This window comes from Pseudomonas sp. TH10 (assembly GCF_016651255.1).
Lineage (GTDB): Bacteria > Pseudomonadota > Gammaproteobacteria > Pseudomonadales > Pseudomonadaceae > Aquipseudomonas.
In genome coordinates this window covers 1-20,310 of the sequence record NZ_JAEKEG010000088.1, presented here as the reverse complement: position 1 = coordinate 20,310, position 20,310 = coordinate 1, and the positions used below count along the sequence as shown (strand labels likewise).

At 60.1% G+C, this 20,310-nt stretch carries 10 protein-coding genes, 1 other RNA gene and 5 pseudogenes; 4 read left to right on the top strand and 12 right to left on the bottom strand.

Features of this window, described 5'->3' with window-relative positions; genetic code table 11:
* Positions 1–54 precede the first annotated feature (54 nt).
* The 5 genes and pseudogenes from JFT80_RS13905 to dnaX form a co-directional block, all read right to left on the bottom strand.
* Positions 55–1,202 (bottom strand): annotated as a pseudogene (locus JFT80_RS13905) (acyl-CoA dehydrogenase family protein).
* Between the two features lie 255 nt (positions 1,203–1,457).
* Entirely contained in the window at positions 1,458–2,060 is a 603-nt protein-coding gene (gene recR, locus JFT80_RS13900) for a recombination mediator RecR (RefSeq protein WP_201148238.1), read from the bottom strand.
* A 66-nt stretch (positions 2,061–2,126) separates the two neighbouring features.
* Positions 2,127–3,161 (bottom strand): NADP-dependent oxidoreductase, encoded by a 1,035-nt coding sequence (locus JFT80_RS13895; protein WP_201148237.1) that lies wholly within the window; start codon positions 3,159–3,161, stop codon positions 2,127–2,129.
* Between the two features lie 305 nt (positions 3,162–3,466).
* On the bottom strand, positions 3,467–3,805 hold the full coding sequence (locus JFT80_RS13890; protein WP_053118768.1) for a YbaB/EbfC family nucleoid-associated protein: 339 nt from the start codon (positions 3,803–3,805) through the stop codon (positions 3,467–3,469).
* A gap of 67 nt (positions 3,806–3,872) precedes the next feature.
* Positions 3,873–5,948 (bottom strand): DNA polymerase III subunit gamma/tau, encoded by a 2,076-nt coding sequence (gene dnaX / locus JFT80_RS13885; RefSeq protein WP_201148236.1) that lies wholly within the window; start codon positions 5,946–5,948, stop codon positions 3,873–3,875.
* A gap of 145 nt (positions 5,949–6,093) precedes the next feature.
* Between dnaX and JFT80_RS13880 the strand changes: the two are divergent.
* Positions 6,094–6,832: pseudogene (locus JFT80_RS13880) on the top strand (substrate-binding periplasmic protein).
* Here the strand turns inward: JFT80_RS13880 and JFT80_RS13875 are convergent.
* Positions 6,829–7,704 carry a LysR family transcriptional regulator gene (locus tag JFT80_RS13875; protein ID WP_201148235.1) on the bottom strand — a complete coding sequence of 292 codons (876 nt, stop codon included), beginning with the start codon at positions 7,702–7,704 and terminating at the stop codon, positions 6,829–6,831. The pseudogene JFT80_RS13880 and the gene JFT80_RS13875 sit on opposite strands and share 4 nt — an antisense overlap.
* A 148-nt stretch (positions 7,705–7,852) precedes the next feature.
* On the opposite strand from JFT80_RS13875, the gene JFT80_RS13870 reads away from it, so the two are divergent.
* Positions 7,853–8,620: a TSUP family transporter gene (locus JFT80_RS13870; RefSeq protein ID WP_201148246.1), complete on the top strand. Its 768-nt coding sequence runs from the start codon at positions 7,853–7,855 to the stop codon at positions 8,618–8,620.
* Positions 8,621–8,772: 152 nt separating this feature from the next.
* On the opposite strand, the gene ffs is transcribed toward JFT80_RS13870, so the two are convergent.
* The 6 genes and pseudogenes from ffs to JFT80_RS13840 all read right to left on the bottom strand — a co-directional run bounded on the left by ffs (position 8,773) and on the right by JFT80_RS13840 (position 18,163).
* An RNA gene (gene ffs, locus JFT80_RS13865) (signal recognition particle sRNA small type) lies at positions 8,773–8,869 on the bottom strand.
* A gap of 169 nt (positions 8,870–9,038) precedes the next feature.
* Positions 9,039–10,202: pseudogene (locus JFT80_RS13860) on the bottom strand (putative zinc-binding metallopeptidase).
* A gap of 179 nt (positions 10,203–10,381) precedes the next feature.
* On the bottom strand, positions 10,382–12,739 hold the full coding sequence (gene ligA / locus JFT80_RS13855; RefSeq protein ID WP_201148234.1) for an NAD-dependent DNA ligase LigA: 2,358 nt from the start codon (positions 12,737–12,739) through the stop codon (positions 10,382–10,384).
* Positions 12,740–12,891: 152 nt separating this feature from the next.
* The gene (zipA, locus tag JFT80_RS13850) at positions 12,892–13,755 is read right to left on the bottom strand and encodes a cell division protein ZipA (RefSeq protein WP_201148233.1); all 864 of its coding nucleotides are present in this window, start codon (positions 13,753–13,755) and stop codon (positions 12,892–12,894) included.
* A 257-nt stretch (positions 13,756–14,012) separates the two neighbouring features.
* Positions 14,013–17,501: a chromosome segregation protein SMC gene (smc, locus tag JFT80_RS13845; protein ID WP_201148232.1), complete on the bottom strand. Its 3,489-nt coding sequence runs from the start codon at positions 17,499–17,501 to the stop codon at positions 14,013–14,015.
* Positions 17,502–17,503: 2 nt separating this feature from the next.
* Positions 17,504–18,163, bottom strand: a complete 660-nt coding sequence (locus tag JFT80_RS13840) for a GntR family transcriptional regulator (protein ID WP_201148231.1) — start codon at positions 18,161–18,163, stop codon at positions 17,504–17,506.
* 268 nt (positions 18,164–18,431) lie between these two features.
* On the opposite strand from JFT80_RS13840, the pseudogene xdhA reads away from it, so the two are divergent.
* Positions 18,432–19,886, top strand: a pseudogene (gene xdhA / locus JFT80_RS13835) (xanthine dehydrogenase small subunit).
* Positions 19,879–20,310 (top strand): annotated as a pseudogene (locus JFT80_RS13830) (xanthine dehydrogenase molybdopterin binding subunit); the annotation flags it as partial. The pseudogenes xdhA and JFT80_RS13830, both read left to right, overlap by 8 nt.

The following is a 20,310-nucleotide window of genomic DNA, read 5'->3' as shown; positions in this document are numbered from 1 at the left end:
ATCTTTGTGGGAGCTGGCTTGCCAGCGATGGCGTCAGTCGCCATACCGCCAACCTCAAAGCCCCATCTGCTTGCTGATAATCTCGTTCATCACCTCCCGAGTCCCCCGCCAATCGACAAGATCCGGTTATCCCGATACAGCCGCTCCACCAAACTCTCGCGCATATACCCCAGCCCGCCGAGAATCTGCACCGCATCGCTAGTAATACGATCTGCCGTATCCGTGGCAAAATTCTTCGCCATGGAAATCTCCTTGATCACACTCTGCCCAGCCGCCATTTTCGCCGCCTGGCGGTAGGTGAATTCCCGGGAAACCTCCAACGCTGTGGCCATCTCCGCCAATCGATGCTTGATCACCTGAAATTTGCCGATGGGCTTGCCGAACGCCTCGCGCTGACGTGCCCACTTGAGGCTTTCTTCCAGCGCCAGCTGTGACGTCATGTTGGCCATCAGCGCCAGTGCCAGGCGCTCGCTCTGGAAATTGCCCATGATGCAAGCGAAGCCCATGTTCTCGGCGCCGATCAGGTTTCCTACAGGTATGCGGCAATCGTCGAAGAACAATTCAGCCGTGTCCGACGCCCACCAGCCCATTTTCTTCAACTGACGGCCGACGGTGAAACCTGGGGTGCCCTTCTCGATCAGCAACAGACTGATGCCGCCGAAACCGGGCGCTCCGGTGCGCACCGCGACGGTATAAAAATCGGCGCGTACGCCACTGGTGATAAAGGTTTTGCTGCCGCTGACCCGGTAGACATCGCCCTCGCGGACGGCGCGGGTTTGCAGGTTGGCGACGTCCGAGCCGCCGCTCGGCTCGGTCACCGCCAGGGCGCTGATCTTCTCGCCGCTGAGCACCTGGGGCACAACTCGATCGCGGACTTCTGGCCTGGCCCATTTCAGAATGGGTGGCAGGCCGATATCCAGCGAGCCCAGACCCGCCACCAGGCCGCCAGAGCCGCAGCGCATCAGCTCCTCACTGGCGGCGACCTTGGCGAACAGATCGCCTTCATGGCTGCCTCCGAGCGCCTCGGGATAACCGATACCGAGTATTCCGGCAGCGCCCGCCTTCAGGTACAGCTCACGAGGGAAGCTTTCGGCTTCTTCCCACTGATCGATGTCCGGCAGGATCTCACGCTCGACGAAACGTCTGACGCTGTCGCGGACCAATTGGTGGCTGGGGTCGAAGTATTCCTGAAAGGCAGGCATCGGCGAGCTCCACTGAAGGGTTCGCCGACGTTAACCGAGCGCTTGCTTGGTTTTCAACCAAAACATGTAGGAGCGAGCTCGCTCGCGATGGTCGTTAACGATGACGCAGGAAATCTGATACCCCGCGGCGCCCTCGGGTTCATCGCGAGCAAGCTCGCTCCTACAGATATTCGGCGCCGTGTGCGGTGTGGGAGATATTCGGCGCAGTGGGCGCTGTGGGAGCAAGGCTTGCCCGCGATGGCGTCATCGCGGAGGTTACAGAGTGATCGGTTTACGCCCGGCAAACGAATGCGCCAGCGTGCCGCCATCGACCAGCTCCAGTTCACCACCCAACGGCACGCCGTGGGCAATCCGCGAAGCGATCAGGCCTTTGTTCTGCAACAACTGCGCGATGTAGTGCGCCGTGGCTTCACCCTCAACCGTCGGGTTGGTCGCGAGAATGACTTCGGTAAACGTGCCCGCTTCTTCGATCCGCGTGATCAACTGCGGAATGCCGATCGCCTCAGGTCCAAGCCCATCCAGCGGCGACAAATGCCCCTTGAGGACAAAGTAGCGTCCACGGAAACCGGTCTGCTCGACCGCGTAAACGTCCATCGGCCCCTCCACCACGCACAGCAACGTGTCGTCGCGGCGTGTATCGGAGCATTGCGGGCACAGATCGTCTTCGGTCAGCGTGCGGCATTGCCGGCAATGGCCGACCCCCTCCATGGCCTGGCTCAAGGCTTGGGCCAGACGCAAACCGCCGCTGCGGTCACGCTCGAGCATCTGCAACGCCATGCGCTGGGCGGTTTTCTGACCCACGCCCGGCAAGGTGCGCAGAGCGTCGATCAGTTGGCGAATCAAAGGGCTGAAGCTCATGGGTAAAAAGTCCGACAAAACAACGAGACGCGGTTTATACCCGCGCCTCTGGCCAGCGTCAAATACTCAGTCCTGGGCGACCTTCACCACCAGTTTGCCGAAGTTGCGCCCTTCCAGCAGACCGATAAACGCCTCGGGCGCCTGCTCAAGGCCTTCGACCACGTCCTCGCGGAATTTGACCTTGCCGTCACGCACCCACGGCACCATGTGGCTGACGAACTCAGGCTGACGGTCGCCGTAGTCATCAAACACGATAAAGCCCTGAATGCGCACGCGTTTGGTCAGCAGTGTGCGCTGCAGCATCGGCAGGCGATCAGGACCTTGCGGCGCCTCGGAGGCGTTGTAGCCAGCGATCAGACCGCACAGCGGAATGCGCGCTTTGGGGTTGAGCAGCGGCACGACCGCGTCGAATACGTGGCCACCGACGTTTTCGTAATAAATGTCCACGCCCTTGGGGCACGCCAATGCCAGGTCCTCGGCGAAACTCGGGCTCTTGTGATCGATGCAGGCGTCAAAACCCAACTCCTCAACCACGTACCTGCACTTCTCGGCACCGCCCGCCACGCCGACGGCGCGCAGACCTTTAATCTTCGCCACTTGGCCGACCACCGAGCCGACCGCGCCGGAAGCGGCGGCCACCACCAATGTTTCACCTTCTTTCGGCTGGCCGATGTCCATCAGGCCCATGTAGGCGGTCATGCCGGGCATGCCCAGCACACCGAGGGCCATCGACGGGCTCGGCAGCCCGGACGGGATTGGAATGATGTTACGGCCGTCGCTGATGCTGTGGCTCTGCCAACCGGTGGCGCCGACCACCAGATCGCCTTTATGAAACTTCGGATGACGTGAATCCTCGACACGGCTGACGGCACCACCGGTCATCACTTCGCCAATTTCTACCGGCGCAGCGTAGGACGGCGCGTCGCTCATGCGCCCACGCATGTAGGGATCAAGCGACAGGTAGAGGGTTTTCAGCAGTACCTGACCGTCTTGCAGATCCGGCAGGGCTTCGCGTTCGAGGCGGAAGTTTTCCGGGGTCGGCGCGCCAACCGGGCGTGAGGCAAGGACGATGCGTTGGTTAAGGGTCAATGCATCTGGCATGTGAGCTTCTCCTTGATCGTTAAATGGGGGGTATAGGGAGCAGACCTTTTTGGTGGTGGGGCGTTCGATGTTTCGTCGGGTAGACCGAGTTGACTGCTTCGCGGGCAAGCCCGCTCCCACAGGCCTACCTCTATCCTGTGGGAGCAAGGCTTGCCCGCGAGGAACGGGAGCACGCCTCAATCCCTGTGGGAGTGGGCTTGCCCGCGAAGGCGGCGGGCCGGTCGCACATGAGCAACCGGCGGAAACAAAAATGCCAGGCGCGATGCCTGGCATTTTGTGTAGCCCATCTGCCGCCGAATGGCGAATCAGAATGGCAGTTTCATACCGGCTGGCAGGTTCATGCCGGCAGTCATGCCGCCCATTTTTTCCTGGCTGCTGGCTTCGATCTTGCGCACGGCGTCGTTGACGGCGGCAGCGACCAGGTCTTCGATCACTTCACGGTCATCTTCGTCCAGCCCCGGCAGCAGGGTCGGGTCGATGCTGACGCGCTTGAGGTCGTGACGACCGGTCATCACCACGGTGACCATATCGCCGCCGGCCTTACCGGTGACTTCGGCGTTGGCCAGTTCTTCCTGCATCTTGGCCATTTTTTCCTGCATCTGCTGCGCCTGCTTCATCAGGCCGGCCATGCCACCTTTCATCATGGGAATCACCTCAAAAGTACTTGGATCAAAACAGCGCCCGGCCATGGAGGCCGAGCGCCTTCAGTTATTAGCCTTGGGTGACCAAGGCGTCGACAGGTTCAATAGTATCGTGTCGCACCACCGCGCCAAACTGCTGAACCATCTGCTGGATGAACGGATCGCCGTGAATCGACTCCTCCGCCTCTTGCTGACGGTTGGCGCGGCGACGGGACGCGGCCTGGGCCGGGGTTTCCTGCTCAGGCTTGATCAGCTCGATGGTCAAGGTCAGCGTGCGCCCGTGGAACTGGTTCAATGCATCATTCAAACGACGCTGCTGCGTGGCGTTGAACAACGCGCTGTGCGCCGGATCCAGGTGCATCAACCAGTTGTCGCCTTCGACGGAAATCAGCGTGCAGTTGGCAGCGATGCTCCCGGTCATGCCGGAAATCGGCAATTTCGGGAACAGCTCCAGCCATTGCAACGCCAGACCTGTGGCCGGCGCCGCAGCGGGCTCTGGCTCGGGTTCCGGGGCCGGTTCAGCGGCGTGCTCGCTGGCCAGCTCATCCAGGTAGCTGTAGGCCGAGTCGATGTCTGGCTCGATGTAATCCTCGTCCAGCGGCGGCTCGTCGTCCATGTCCATGCCCGACGTGGCGGCATCGACTTCTGCCACGGACGGCTCGGGAATCGGCGCGGCGGCCCACTCCGGCGCATCCGGCACCACGCTGTCTGGCGTGGGCAGCGGCATCGGTGGCAACTCGGGCTGCTCGCCAGCGGTCTCCAGCATCGGCTCGACGGCGGGCTGCAGCACGACCTCGGGCTCGACCGGGTCGTTCCACGGCAGGTCGACCACCTCCTCGATGGCGACCGGCTCCACCACTGGCTCTGGCACCACAACCGGCGCAACTGGCTCAGGCGCTGGAACGGGTGCTGGAGCAACAACGGGTGCAGCAACAACAGGTGCAACTGCCGTAGCGACTACCGGCGCAACAACCGGCGCGGCAGCCACTGAATTTGCGGAATCAACTGTGGCCTGGCTGATCCCCACTGGCTTTAGCGGTTGCCTCGGAGCGTCCGCCGTGTCTGCGGGCCGGAAGGCCAGCATCCGCAGCAGGACCATCTCGAAACCGCCACGCGGATCCGGTGCCAGCGGCAAATCGCGGCGCCCGATCAGGCCCATCTGGTAATAGAACTGCACGTCTTCGGCCGGCAAGGCCTGCGCCAGCGCCAACACCCGATCGCGGTCGCCCTGCCCATTGTCGACGCCTTCAGGCAGCGCCTGAGCGATGGCCACACGGTGCAGCACGTTGAGAATTTCCGAGAGCACGCCATTCCAGTCCGGACCTTGCTCGGCCAGGTGACGCACGCCTTCGAGCAATGCCTTGGCGTCGCCTTCGATCAACGCATGCAGGACGTCATAGACCTGACCGTGATCGAGAGTGCCGAGCATCGCTCGCACATCGGTAGCGAGCACCTTGCCTTCGCCGAAAGCGATGGCCTGATCGGTCAGGCTCATGGCGTCCCGCATCGAACCGTCAGCAGCGCGACCGAGCAGCCAAAGTGCATCGTCTTCGAACGGCACGTTTTCGGCAGTGAGAACGTGGGTCAGATGCTCGACCACGCGTTCCGGCGTCATGTTCTTCAGCGAGAACTGCAGGCAACGCGACAAAATCGTTGCCGGAAGTTTCTGCGGGTCGGTGGTCGCCAGGATGAACTTGACGTACGGCGGCGGCTCTTCGAGGGTTTTCAGCAGCGCATTGAAGGAATGGCTGGAAAGCATGTGCACTTCGTCGATCAGGTAGACCTTGAAGCGCCCACGGCTCGGGGCGTATTGCACGTTGTCGAGCAGTTCGCGGGTGTCCTCGACCTTGGTCCGGCTCGCGGCGTCGATCTCGATCAGGTCGACGAAGCGCCCCTCATCGATTTCACGGCACACCGAACACTCGCCGCAGGGCGTGGAGGTGATGCCCGTTTCACAGTTCAGGCACTTGGCAATGATCCGCGCAATCGTGGTTTTACCCACCCCGCGCGTACCGGTGAACAGGTACGCGTGGTGCAGCCGCTGGCTGTCCAAGGCATTGATCAGAGCCTTGAGCACATGGGTCTGGCCGACCATTTCGCGGAACGAGCGCGGACGCCATTTACGTGCAAGAACCTGATAACTCATCGAAAACCGTCGCAACGAAGGAAGCTGAAGCGGCTAATGCTAGCGGAGCAAGGGCAAAATTGCATCCGGTGTCCTTCTCTAATATGACTAAGCTGCATCAGCAGAGGCTTTTATCGGCTCGGGACGGGGAAATACCGGAGCGTTTATGCGTTGGGCCGTGGGGGCACTGCTGGGAGTCAGCCTGAGCGTAACGGCAGCGGAAACCCCGTTGCGCTTCGCCATGCCCGACAGCTGGGCGATGCCGATGGTGCAATTCGAACGCGGCCGACCGACGCAGGGCATTCTCTACGACATGATGCTCAGCCTGGCGACTCAGGTCGCAATGCCCGCCGAATTCCACGTCCTGCCGCGCGCCCGGGTGCAGAGCGCGATGGAACACGGCGAAATTGATGTGCGCTGCTATGCCGCACAGTCGTGGCTGCCAAATCAGTCGGGGGATTACATCTGGAGTCTGCCGCTGTGGGTTCAGCCCGATGTGCTGCTGAGCCGCCCTGACCCGCTGACTTCCGCGCGACCCGGCCCATCTGACGCGCCAGTCGATCGGCACGGTGCGCGGCTACATCTACCCGACCCTGCAACCGCTGTTCGACGCCGACAAGCTCGACCGTGAAGATGCGCGCAATCAGGAACAAGTGCTGGAGAAGCTGCTGGCCGGGCGTTATCGCTATGCGGTGAGCAATCAGTGGACGCTGGACTGGTTTAACCAGCGCTTGATGCCCGCGCAACAACTGCAAGGGGTGGCAGTGCTGCAAGAACAGAAGGTCGGTTGCTATGTGAGGAATGACCCGAAAGTGCCAGTGCAGCGGATCTTGCGCACGTTGCTGCGGATGAAAATGTCGGGGGAGATTGATGAGATTATCCGGCTGTATATCGGCAAGCCCTAGGGCGCGATCGGCTTGAACTCATCCTCCAGCAAGTCTGCAAACGCGTCGCGCGCGCGATGCGCCGTTGAGTGCCTGTTCCATATGAAATAATTCTGGACCGGCATCAGTTCGGCGAAGGTGTGCCCTTCCAGGTCCCCGATCATCCTGAACTGCTCAAAAACACCCCTTGGCACAAGGGAAACGCCTGCCCCAGCGCTCACACAACCGAGGATAGTGCCGTAGCTCGCTATGCTGGTAATGGCAGCAGGTACTCGATGCTCACCTAGCCAACTCGTCAGCGCTGTTCGGTAAGGACATCCTTCGGGCCACATGAATAAGGCCTTGCCCCTCAAATCCTGCGGGGTGTGGATTTTTCCGAGGCGGGGTGAAGCGATTAACACCAGCTCCTCTTTATAGATTTCCATGTGCTCTATATCCGGATGCTGATTTTTGACCGCAATCACCGCACCGTCCAGTTTATAAGCGAGGACGTCATTCACTAACTGCGACCAGACCCCGGTGCTGAATTGCATCTGCACAGCGGGATGATGTTGATGAAACCTGGATAACAGTTTGGGCAACCTGCCGGTGGCGGAAGATTCAATCGCGCCAATATTCAATACCCCTGCCGGCTCAGCCCCAGGATCAAGCGCTCCGCGAGCCTCCTGGCACAACGAAAGGATTATATTTGTGTAGCCGAGAAACAACTTCCCGGAGGGGCTGATCACTAGCCCCCTGCCCTGCCTGATAAAAAGCGATACGCCCAACTCCTGTTCCAACAACTTTATTCTGTTTGTTATGTTTGACGGAACACAATGTAACAACTCGGACGCCCGAACGATACTGCCTTGCTCAGCGACCACCTTGAACATGTTCAGCTGCGACAGCTCCATTTACATATCGCTCATTTTAAGTGAATGTTTGAATCACTATAAAGCACTTGTTGCGCACTCCTCAAGCAATTAGTGTGCGGGCCTGCCCTGCTTCTAATGCTCTTCCAATTAATAGAAGCCCATGGCCGCATTAATCACTGGATACCTGATGGACGTCGAGCAAGTTTTAATCGCGCTAGGTTTTTTTGCTTTTTGTGGCGGCTTGATTGACGCTGCGGTTGGCGGAGGTGGACTGGTCCAGGTGCCGGCACTGATACACGCGCTACCCGGCCATAGTCTTGCCACAGTCTTTGGAACCAACAAACTGGCTGTCTTGGCCGGCAACCTCTGTTCCATATCCACTTACGTGAAGAGAGTTAGAATTGTATGGAAGCTCATGCTTCCAACCATGATTTCAGCATTTATATTCGCTTACCTTGGCGCGCTATCGGTTTCTCTCATTCCGAAAAAGTTTATGGAATATGCAGTTTTTATCATCTTGGTGGCAATGGCGATCTATACCTTTATCAAAAAGAACTTAGGCCGATTCAGCACTGCCATACAATGCGGGAGAAGAGAACTCCTGCTTGGTGTATTTTTCGGAGGTTTAATCGGCTTTTATGATGGCGTCTTCGGGCCGGGCAGCGGCAGCCTGCTTCTTTTTGTTTTTGTGAAGTTTTTCGGGTTTGATTTTTTAAATGCTTCAGCTTCGGCAAAACTGGTTAACCTGGGGACATTCAGCGCCGCACTGCTGTTTTTTATTCCATCGGGCAACATTTTATGGGCTGTCGGTGGAGTCGTTGGCCTGTGCAATATCGCAGGCTCGCTGACCGGGGCATTTCTAGCCCTACGTTATGGCAGCGGATTTATTCGAGTATTTTTTCTGATTCTACTGCTGTTCCTCATCGCGAGGATGGGACTGTCGATATCAGGTTAATCGCTATTTTCGAAGCGCAGAAATTTACAAAATCCGCTGCAAGCACGCTTGCCCGTCAGAGTTCACCGCTGAGGTGATCTGGACGCTGGCGCATTTTGAGGTTTTTGACTGGAGCATCGTTGCAGGCGCAACGACTTGGAGATAGGTGGTAACCCCATCAGCCACACCCCGGCACACAATGTTCCCGCTGTGGCTGCTGCCTTCCGGCTCTGACCAGGTTCACGGGTAATCGTTGCGGGGGGACCGATGGGGTCACCATAACGACGCTTGCCTGTCGGCAAGCCGCGCCATTGTACCTATCTGAGACGAAGTTACAACCGTTCAACAGGATAAAAAAATATGAGTCCGGTCAATGACATGCGTTGGCCCTTAAAGATCGTCCGAACGCGGCCCGAGCCTTCGGCAGCACCAGCCGGAATTATGCTTGCGCCAATACCTCATCCGCCCGGCCACCCTCCTCCTGGATCACCAGGTGGATGAAGTGCAGCTTGGCGATCACCGCTGGTGGCAGGACGAAGGGGTAGAAATCCGGCTGGCCCATGCTGCGTGACAGTTCGTTGAGCATGCCGGCGAGTTCGATCCAGGCGTTGACGAAGGACAGGAACGCCGGGCCACCGGGATGCTGGGGGTCGTAGAGGGTGTCGAGCGGAAATGGCTGGTAGTCGAAATCCATCTCCCGGGCGCTCATGCCAAACCCCAATGCGGTGTCCACGGCGTCCATCATGTGCAGGTAGTGCGCCCAGGTTTCGGCCCAGTCTTCCCAGGGGTGCATGGTGGCGTAGGCGCTGACGCAGTGTTGCTGCCAGTCCAGGGGGCGCCCTGCTGGTAATGGCGATCGAGCGCCTCGGCGTAGCTGGCGCGATCGTCGCCGAACAGGTTGCGAAACGGCTCCAGCCAGTGGCTGTTGGCGATCAGGCGGTCCCAGTAGTAATGACCGACCTCGTGGCGGAAGTGCCCGAGCAGCGTGCGGTAAGGTTCGTGCATCTGCACCCGGATTTTTCCCGATGGGCGTCGTCGGCTTCCTTGATGTCCAGGGTGATCAGGCCGTTGGCGTGCCCGGTGGTGGGCGCCTGCCCTTCGAGATCGACGCCGATGAAGTCGAATGCCAGACCGGTGTCTTCGTCGACTGTCTTGGGAATCACCTGCAACCCCAGGCTGACCAGTTGCGCCACCAGACGGCGCTTGGCCGTCTCGACCTTGCGCCAGCGTTCGTGATTCTCGGTGATGGTCAGGTCCGGAATGGTGTGGTTAAGGCTGCAGGCCATGCACAGGGCGTTGTGGTCATCGGCCGGCAGCAGCCAGTTGCAGGCGGCTGGGGAGTCGAGGTTGGCGCAACGGCGCAGCAGCCCTGCCTCGGGCTCGGCGTCGAGCAGCCAGGTGTCGGGCTGCGGGCCAGGTTGCAGGGAGGACAGGCGGCTTTTTCCGGCTGATAGCCCAGCATTGCCGAGCAGGCCAGGCACTGGCTGTTACTGAAGAACAGCGACTGCCCGCAGCGGCACTGCCAGACCTTGCTGTTGCGGGACGTCTCGCTGATAAAAGGCGCGGCGATGCGGGAACTGAGCTGTTCGAAGAAGCGGTACATGGCGATCTCTCCCTGGGGCTGGCCAAGACTAGATCATTGGGGCTGGAATATCGTTCCCGGAGTTTTGTTGGGTGGATCAAAAGATCGTCCGATCGCGGCCCGAGCCTTCCGGCAGCTCCTACGGGGGTGGTGTGAGCGCCCTGTAGCTGCCGAAGGCTGCGATCTTTTGATCCTGTTTGTCAGATCGGGACGCCGTGGTCTTTCAGGAACCCGACAAACGCCTCTTCGTCCAGCACCTTGAGCCCCAGCTCGTTGGCCTTGGCCAGCTTCGAACCCGCACCCGGTCCTGCCACCACGCAATGGGTCTTGGCCGATACCGAGCCTGCGACCTTGGCGCCCAGGCTTTCCAGCTTCTCCTTGGCGACGTCACGACTCATCAGTTCCAGCGAACCGGTCAACACCCAGGTCTCGCCGGACAACGGCAAGCCTTCGACGACTTTCTTCTCGCTCTGCCAATGCATACCGAATTTACGCAGTTGCTCTTCGGATGCTTCAGCAAGCTGCCGATTCTCTGCAACCGCAAAAAACTCGCGAACCGAATTCGCCTGCTTCTCCGGCAATGCCTGACGCATGTCCAGCCAATCGGCGTTCATCACCGCTTCCAGCGAACCGAACTTGTCGGCCAGTTTCTGCGCACCGCCCGGTCCCACCGAAGGGATGTGCAGTTTGTCGAGGAAACCACCGAGCGTGGTGCTGGCGGCGAACTCGGCGCCCAGTTCACCCTGATCCTGAATCTGCAAACCATGACCGAGCAATTCAGTAATCACCTGCTGGTTATGCGCATCTTCAAAGAAGCTGTGAATCTCGTGCGCGACTTCCAGACCGACATCCGGCAGATACGTCAGCACTTGCGGCAAGGCTTGCTGCACACGCTCCAGCGAGCCCAGCGAGCGCGCCAGCACCTTGGCCGTCTCTTCGCCGACATCGGGAATACCGAGCGCATAGATGAACCGCGCCAGACTCGGCTTTTTGCTGTCTTCAATAGCCGCTAGAAGCTTGTTGCTCGAGACCTCGGCAAAGCCTTCCAGGTCGACGATGTCGTCAAATTTCAGCGCGTACAGATCGGCTGGCGAACTGACCAGACCTTCATCGACCAACTGCTCGACACTCTTGTCGCCCAGGCCTTCGATGTCCATCGCACGACGCGAAACGAAGTGGATGATCGCCTGCTTCAGTTGCGCACCGCAGGCCAGACGCCCGACGCAGCGATACACCGCACCTTCGCTGACGGTTTCCTTGCCTTTGCTGCGCTTGATCAGTTGCGTGCGCTCGACGTGCGAGCCGCACACCGGGCAGCTTTCGGGAATCGCCACTGGCCGGGCGTTTTCCGGGCGGCGCTCCAGCACCACTTGCACCACTTGCGGGATCACATCACCGGCACGGCGAATGATTACGGTGTCACCGATCATCAGCCCCAGCCGCGCCACTTCATCCATGTTGTGCAGCGTGGCGTTGGCCACGGTGACGCCGGCAACCTTGACCGGTTTCAGTCGTGCCACCGGCGTAACAGCGCCAGTACGGCCGACCTGGAACTCGACGTCGAGCAACTCGGTGAGTTCTTCCATCGCCGGGAATTTATGCGCAATCGCCCAGCGCGGTTCGCGGGCGCGGAAGCCCAGTTCGCGCTGATCGGCAATGCTGTTGACCTTGAACACCACGCCGTCGATTTCATACGTCAGCGAGCTACGGCGCTCGCCGATGTCGCGGTAGTAATCCAGGCACTCGTCAATGCCCTTGGCCAGTTTCAGCTCGTGGCTGATCGGCATGCCCCATTTCTGCAACTGCTTGAGGTTGCCGATGTGGGTGTCGGCAATATCGTGGGAAACCTGACCGATGCCGTAGCAGCAGAATTCCAGCGGACGATTGGCGGTGATCTTCGAATCCAGCTGACGCAAGCTGCCGGCAGCTGCGTTGCGCGGGTTGGCGAAGGTCTTGCCGCCGACTTCCAGCTGCGAGGCGTTGAGGCGCTCGAAACCGGCTTTGGACATGAAGACTTCGCCGCGCACTTCCAGCGTCGCCGGCCAGCCTTCGCCGTGCAGCTTCAGCGGAATGTTGCGCACGGTGCGCACGTTGACGCTGATGTCTTCACCGGTGGTGCCGTCGCCGCGCGTCGCGCCACGCACCAGTACGCCATCCTGATACAACAGGCTGACCGCCAGGCCATCGAGCTTCGGCTCACAGCTGTATTCAACCGCCGCGCTGCCGCCGAACAGATCGCCGACCGGCAGATCCAGACCTTCCGTTACGCGGCGATCAAACTCGCGCATGTCGGTTTCTTCGAAGGCATTACCGAGGCTGAGCATCGGCACTTCGTGACGTACCTGTGTGAACGCCGACAATGCCGCGCTGCCAACGCGCTGGGTCGGCGAGTCGCTGGTGACCAGTTCCGGATGCGCGGCTTCAAGGGCCTTGAGCTCATGGAACAACCGGTCGTACTCGGCGTCCGGAATACTCGGCTCGTCGAGGACGTGGTAGCGGTAGTTGTGCTGATCGAGTTCAGCGCGCAGCTCGAGAATGCGGTTTTTGGCGGCGGTCATGGATGGTCTCTCATAAAGCAAAAGAGCAGCCGAGGCTGCTCAATCTTATCTGGATCAAGAGATCGCAGCCTCGTTTCACTCGACAGCTCCTACAGAAAAGAACGCGGTCCCTGTAGGAGCTGTCGAGTAAAACGAGGCTGCGATCTTTGCCTCTATCGTTTCTGGGTCAGGGCGCGACGTTCGAACTCGACGATGCGCTGACGGTAGTGTTCGATGGTCTGCGCGGTCAACACGCTGCGCTGGTCATCTTTCAGCTCACCGTTCAGTTCCTGCGACAGCTTGCGGGCTGCAGCCACCATCACGTCGAAGGCTTGCTTCGGGTGACGCGGGCCTGGCAGGCCGAGGAAGAAGCTCACCGCAGGCGTGCTGAAATGGTCGATGTCGTCCAGATCAAAGATGCCCGGCTTGACCGCATTGGCCATGGAGAACAGCACTTCACCGTTACCGGCCATGCTTTCGTGGCGGTGGAAGATATCCATCTCGCCAAAACGCAGACCGCTTTCCAGAATGTTCTGCAACAGTGCCGGGCCTTTGAAGCCGGCAGCGTCGCGGCAGATCACGCTGATCACCAAAACTTCTTCAGCTTGCGGCTGATCCTTGTCAACAACCGCCGGCGAAGGCTTGGTGTCTTCAACGAAATCGTCATCGCGGCTGCTGAAGCTCGGGCCGTCATCCAGATCGAGGTTAAGGTTCAGGTCACCCTGAGCCGGACCATTGCTGCCACGTTTGCCACGTTTCGAACCGGATTCGCGAGGCTCACGTGCTTCGCGGGCCGGCATGCTCACCGACGGCAGATCGTGTTCGTCCAGCTGCGGTTCTTTATGGTTGTCCAGGACGCGGGCCGGGCCCAACAGCTCGGCGCTGGTGTCCTCGTCCGGCAGGTTGGACAGACTTCGGTCAAGACGGAATTTCAGTTTTCCCTTGCCGCCGCGCATACGGCGCCAGCCATCGAAAAGAATACCGGCTATCACAATGATGCCGATGACGATCAGCCACTCGCGCAGACCGATTTCCATGTAATCCCGTGCCTCTATAAAAAATGCTGAAAAATAAGGGGTTTACAACTCGCAAACCGCTTTAAAACGTGGCGCCAACTCTATGTTCTGACAGGCGTTTTGCCCACGTATACGAAAAATTGACATTAAACTAGCACGACCAAAGACAACTTTACACCGTCTGTCTTCCCGCCCAGTGCGAATATGTCAAATTAGCTGTAGGACAAGGCCCTCAAACACGTCATTCGCACCTGTAGTCCCTTCCTGCGAAATACGCCTCAGGCGTCCACCATCGCCATCGCCTCCTCGACATCCACGGCTACCAGTCGCGAACAACCCGGCTCATGCATCGTTACGCCCATCAACTGCTCGGCCATTTCCATGGCGATCTTGTTGTGGGTGATATAGATGAACTGCACGGTCTGCGACATCTCTTTGACCAATCGTGCGTAGCGTCCAACGTTAGCGTCATCCAGCGGTGCGTCAACTTCATCGAGCATGCAGAACGGCGCCGGGTTCAACTTGAAGATCGCAAAAACCAGTGCCAGCGCCGTCAGGGCTTTTTCCCCGCCGGAGAGCAAATGGATGGTGCTGTTCTTCTTTCCGGGCGGCTGCGCCATGATCGTCACCCCTGTATCGAGTAGATCTTCGCCCGTCAGTTCCAAATACGCCCGCCCACCACCGAAAACTTTTGGGAAAAGTGCCTGTAAACCGCCATTGATCTGATCAAAGGTATCTTTAAAGCGGTTTCGGGTTTCCTTGTCGATCTTGCGGATAACGTTTTCCAGGGTGTCCAGTGCTTCGACCAGATCGGCGTCTTGGGCATCCAGATAACGTTTACGCTCGGACTGTTGCGTGTATTCGTCGATGGCCGCGAGGTTGATCGCGCCCAAGCGTTGAATCCGCGCACTGATGCGTTCGAGTTCTTCTTCGGCTTCACGTTCACTGGCTTGCGCAGTTAATGTCGCGAGCACGCCGTTTAGATCGTAGCCGTCTTCGAGCAATTGATCCTGCAACGCCTTGCGGCGCACGGTCAGGGCTTGCCATTCCATGCGCTGTTGTTCGAGTTGGCCGCGAATCAACTGCGATTGCTGTTCGGCCTGGGTCCGGCGTTTTTCCGCGTCGCGCAGTTCGCGGTCGGCGTCTTCCAGAGCGATCTGCGCGGTCTTGAGTTCTTCGTCGACAGTCATGCGCTTGTCGAGCAGCTCTTCGAGTTTCAGGCGCAGCTCTTCCAGCGGCGCCTCGCCCTCCTCCAGGTTCAGACTCAACTGCTCGCGTTTTTCGGTGAGGCGCTCGGCCTGCATTTCCAGACGCTCCAGCGCCTGACGCGTGGAGTCGTGCTGGGCGCGCAACGAGCCGAGCCGCACGGCCAGTTGATGGGCGTGATCCTTGTGCTGTCGCGCTTCCTGACGCACGCGATCGAGGCGCTCGCGCAGACTGTCGCGCTGGGCCAGCAGCAATTCGCGCTGCTCGGTGTCCAGCGCCATCGCGTCGAGGGCTTCCTGCAACTGCATGCGCGCTTCGCCGATGTTTTCGTGTTCCAGGGCGCGCTGTTCGGCAAGCTCGGTGAGTTCTTCGTCGAGCCGGGTGCGACGCAATGACAGCTGCTCGGCCTTGGCTTTGCCGGCGGACAACTGGGCTTTTAATTCGCCTTGCTGGCGCGCTTCGTCCTGCAACAGGCGACGCAAATGTTCGCGGCCGTTCTCCTGCTGCCGCTGTTGCGCCCGCAGATTCTGCAGCTGGGTTTCCAGGGTCTCGACGGTGGCTTCGCGCTCTTCACGCTCAAGGCCAAGGTTGTGGATTTCCTGGCCCCGCGCCAGCACACCGCTCTCGGCTTCGCTGGCCCGGCGCACCCGCAGGAAATGCCGGCCGACCCAGTAACCGTCGCGACTGATCAGGCTTTCGCCGGCGCTCAACTGGCCGCGCAGCGCCAGGGCCTGTTCGAGGCTGTCGACCGGCTTGACCTGCCCCAGCCAGGGTGCCAGGTCTATTTGCGCCTCGACCTTGTCCAGCAGGCTGCCGGGCACGCGCAGGCCATCGCTGGCCGGGCTCAGCAGGCGCAGGTCGCCCTGGGCGAAACCGGCCAGGTCGTAGTCGCTGAAATCATCCACCAGCACGGCTTGCAGGTCGGCACCCAGTACGGTCTCTACCGCCAGCTCCCAGCCTGCTTCAACCTTGAGGCCTTCGGCCAGGCGCGGGCGGTCGGCCAGATGCTGTTCACGCAACCATTCGGCGGTACCGGTACCCGGATCGAGCGCGGCCTGCTGCAGGGCTTCCAGGGACGCCAGCCGACCGTTGAGCCGCTGCAGATCACCCTGGGCCTGCTGCTGCGCCGACAGCGCCTGCTGCAGCTCCTGGCGCAACTGCTCCAGGCGTTCGACCTGGGCTTCTTCGCTGGCCTGCAAGTCTTCCAGGGTCGCCTCGCTGGCCGCCAGCTGTTCGCTGAGCTCCATGATCGCGGCGTCTTCCGGGTCGGCTGAAAGCAACGCGCGCTCTTCACCCAGGCGCTTCTGCCGGTCGGCCAGGCGCTCCATGCTGGTTTCCAGCTGCTGGATGCGCGACTGCTGCACTTCGGCCTGACGGCGCGGTTCGGCGGCGGTCAGGTTGAAGGTGTCCCACTGCTCCTGCCAGCCGTGCATGACGCTTTCGGAATCTTCCAGCGCAGCGGCGGCTTCTTCGGCGGCAGCGCTGGTGACTTCCTGTTCGGGGGTGAGCATGTCCAGCTCTTCGCCGAGGGTCAGCAGCAACGTGCGGTCGTGACCGAGGTGCGACTCGGTTTCCAGTCGAGCGCGCTCGGCTTCTTTCAGATCATCCTGCAACTGCCGCAGACGTTGCTGACCGTGCTGGATGCTCTGCTCGACCCGGGCGATGTCGCCGCCGACCGAATAGAAGCGCCCCTGCACCAGATTGAAGCGTTCGGACAGGTCGTGGTGCCCGTCACGCAGCCGCTCGATGCTCGCATCGGCATTGCGCTGCTCGGCGACTAGCGCTTCGAAGCTGACTTCCTGAGTACCGATGATCGACTCACGCTGGCCGACCTGATCGTTCAGATCCTGCCAGCGCAGGGCCGACAGTTGCGCCTTGAGCTGACGCTCTTCGGCTTTGAATTCCTGATACTTCTTCGCCGCTTCAGCCTGGCGGTGCAGGCGTTCGAGTTGACGCTCAAGCTCTTCACGCAGGTCGGTCAGGCGAGCGAGGTTTTCGTGAGTGCGGCGGATACGGTTTTCGGTCTCGCGCCGACGCTCCTTGTACTTGGAGATGCCGGCGGCTTCTTCGATGAAGTTACGCAGGTCTTCGGGCTTGGACTCGATCAGCTTGGAGATCATCCCCTGCTCGATGATCGAGTAGCTGCGCGGGCCGAGGCCGGTGCCGAGGAAGATATCGGTGATGTCGCGACGACGGCATTTGGTGCCGTTGAGGTAATAAGTAGTCTGGCTGTCGCGGGTCACTTTGCGGCGAATGGAAATCTCCGCGTAGGCCGCGTATTCGCCCAGCAGCGTGCCATCGGAGTTATCGAAAACCAGCTCGATACTCGCCTGACTCACCGGTTTACGGCTGGTCGAGCCATTGAAGATGACGTCGGTCATCGACTCGCCACGGAGGTTCTTCGCCGAACTTTCGCCCATCACCCAGCGCACGGCGTCGATGATGTTCGACTTGCCGCAACCGTTCGGCCCGACGACTGCCGCCATGTTACTGGGGAAGTTCACCGTGGTCGGGTCGACGAAGGATTTGAATCCCGCCAGCTTGATGCACTTGAGCCGCACGCTTAGGCGACCGTCAGGGCAGACACCACCAGATCGCAGCTGCGCTGGGCGTAAGCCGTCAGCACGATGCGGATCTGCGGCAAATCACGGGCAAGCACGGCGGCCAGCAAGCGCTCGAACAGTTCGAGGAACTCGCTCATGGAGGCCTTGCGCTGTTCGAGGGCGAGGAAGTAGGCGCGGCTCATCGCCGGTTGCAGGTTCTCGACCGTTTCCTGCAGGTACGGGTTGTTGGCGAACGGATAGGCGGCGCGCATCACGCTGAAGCTGTCGTCGACAAACGCACGGATGTCCTGGCGCTCGAAGCTGGCGGTCAGGCGCTGCTGGATTTGCACGAACGGCGCCATGTCGGCCTGCACTTGCCAGCCATTGGCCACCGAGTTGCCAAGCAGGATGTACAGCTCGCACATCAGCGTGCACAGGCTCTGCACCTTGTGCGCGGTCAATTCGGTGACGTGCGCACCACGGCGCGGCAGGATCGCGATCAGGTGGCGGCGTTCGAGGATCAGCAGGGCTTCGCGGACCGATCCGCGACTGACATTGAGTGCCAGCGTGACCTTCTGTTCCTGGATGCGCTCTCCTGGCTTCATTTCGCCACGAATGATGCGTTCGGCGAGGTGGTGAGCAATTTGCTCGGCGAGGCTGTCCGGCGCCTTGAACGTCATGGTTGTCCTTCAAACTCTATCGATCTGCACAAGCGGCGCAGTGTAGCGCAAATGCAGGCTCATGGCGGAGTGCCCACTCAGCGGTTTTTGGCACGAATCCCGCAAAAAAGCAGGGGATCCATTGAGGGTCAATACTGAATAGACACGTTGTTGATCGACGAAATGCATTTTCTTGACCTTTAAGTCAGAAAACCATTGACCGAAAAGTCAGAGCTGCTAAATTCGGCTCAAGTCGGTTAACAACAATAATGAGTCTGCGAGGCCTTCCGTGATCCAGTTTTTACTTAACCAGGAACTCCGTAGCGAGCACGCCCTGGACCCGAATCTGACTGTGCTCAATTACTTGCGCGAACACGTAGGCAAATCGGGCACCAAAGAAGGTTGCGCCAGCGGTGACTGCGGCGCCTGCACCGTGGTGGTCGGCGAGTTGCAAACGGATGACGCTGGCCGCGAACACATTCGCTATCGCAGCCTCAACTCGTGCCTGACCTTTGTTTCGTCGCTGCACGGCAAACAATTGATCAGCGTCGAAGACCTCAAGCACAAAGGCGAACTGCACAGCGTGCAGAAAGCCATGGTCGAATGCCATGGTTCGCAGTGCGGCTTCTGTACCCCGGGCTTCGTCATGTCGCTGTTCGCCCTGCAAAAGAACAGCGATGCGCCCGATCACGCCAAGGCCCACGAAGCGCTGGCCGGCAACCTCTGTCGCTGCACCGGCTACCGTCCGATTCTGGCGGCAGCCGAGCAATCGTGCTGCGGCAAACAACCGGATCAGTTCGATGCCCGCGAAGCCGAGACCATTACCCGCCTGAAAGCCATCGCGCCGACCGATATCGGCGAACTCAACAGCGGCGACAAACGCTGCCTGGTGCCGCTGACCGTGGCCGACCTGGCCGACCTCTATGATGCTTATCCACAGGCCCGGCTGCTGGCTGGCGGCACTGACCTGGCGCTGGAAGTCACACAATTCCACCGCACCCTGCCGGTGATGATCTACGTCGGCAACGTCGCGGAGATGAAGCGCATCGAGCGCTTCGACGATCGCCTGGAAATCGGCGCCGCCACCGCCCTGTCGGACTGCTACGAAGCCTTGAAGGCCGAGTACCCGGACTTCGGTGACTGCTGCAGCGCTTCGCTTCATTGCAGATCCGCAACCAGGGCACCCTGGGCGGCAACATTGGTAATGCTTCGCCAATTGGCGACTCGCCGCCGCTGCTGATCGCTTTGGGCGCGCAGATCGTCCTGTGCAAGGGCGAAACCCGCCGCACTCCTGGCCCTGGAAGATTATTTCATCGACTACCGCGTGACTGCGCGACAGGAAAGCGAGTTCATCGAGAAGATCATCATCCCGCGCGCCAGCGCTGAACAACTGTTCCGCGCCTACAAGGTTTCCAAGCGCCTGGACGATGATATTTCCGCCGTCTGCGCCGCGTTCAACCTGCGCATTGAAAACGGTGGGATCGCCGATGCCCGCGTGGCATTCGGTGGCATGGCGGCGATTCCGAAACGGGCCAGTCACTGCGAAACCGTGTTGCTCGGCGCGCCGTTCAACAACGCCGTGGTCGAACGCGCCTGCGCCGCCCTGGCCGAAGATTTCACCCCGCTCTCGGACTTCCGCGCCAGCAAGGAATATCGCCTGCTCAGCGCGCAGAACCTGCTGCGCAAATACTTCATCGAACTGCAAACACCGCACATCGAGACTCGGGTGACCGCTTATGTCTAACCATCACGGCGTAGAAAAAACCCAGGCTGAACTGGCTGAATTGTTCGCCAAGGATCTGACTTCTGGCGTCGGCCGCAGCGTCAAGCACGACAGCGCCGCCAAGCATGTGTCCGGTGAAGCGCAGTACATCGATGATCGCCTGGAATTTCCGAACCAGTTGCACCTGTACGCACGCATGTCGGACCGCGCCCACGCGAAAATCATCAGCATCGACACCCGCCCCTGCTATGCCTTCGAAGGCGTGCGCATCGCCATCACCCACGAAGACGTGCCGGGTCTCAAAGACATCGGCCCGTTGATGCCGGGCGATCCCTTGCTGGCCATCGATGACGTGCAGTTCGTCGGCCAGCCGGTGCTGGCCGTGGCGGCGAAGGACCTGGAAACCGCGCGCAAAGCTGCCATGGCGGCGATCATCGAATACGAA

Coding starts and splice junctions, on each gene's coding strand:
- zipA (WP_201148233.1), bottom strand. CDS start 13,755: ATGGAAATCGGTCTGCGCGAGTGGCTGATCGTCATCGGCATCATTGTG.
- ligA (WP_201148234.1), bottom strand. CDS start 12,739: ATGACCGCCGCCAAAAACCGCATTCTCGAGCTGCGCGCTGAACTCGAT.
- JFT80_RS13875 (WP_201148235.1), bottom strand. CDS start 7,704: ATGGAGCTGTCGCAGCTGAACATGTTCAAGGTGGTCGCTGAGCAAGGC.
- recR (WP_201148238.1), bottom strand. CDS start 2,060: ATGAGCTTCAGCCCTTTGATTCGCCAACTGATCGACGCTCTGCGCACC.
- JFT80_RS13895 (WP_201148237.1), bottom strand. CDS start 3,161: ATGCCAGATGCATTGACCCTTAACCAACGCATCGTCCTTGCCTCACGC.
- JFT80_RS13890 (WP_053118768.1), bottom strand. CDS start 3,805: ATGATGAAAGGTGGCATGGCCGGCCTGATGAAGCAGGCGCAGCAGATG.
- dnaX (WP_201148236.1), bottom strand. CDS start 5,948: ATGAGTTATCAGGTTCTTGCACGTAAATGGCGTCCGCGCTCGTTCCGC.
- JFT80_RS13870 (WP_201148246.1), top strand. CDS start 7,853: ATGGACGTCGAGCAAGTTTTAATCGCGCTAGGTTTTTTTGCTTTTTGT.
- JFT80_RS13840 (WP_201148231.1), bottom strand. CDS start 18,163: ATGACGTTCAAGGCGCCGGACAGCCTCGCCGAGCAAATTGCTCACCAC.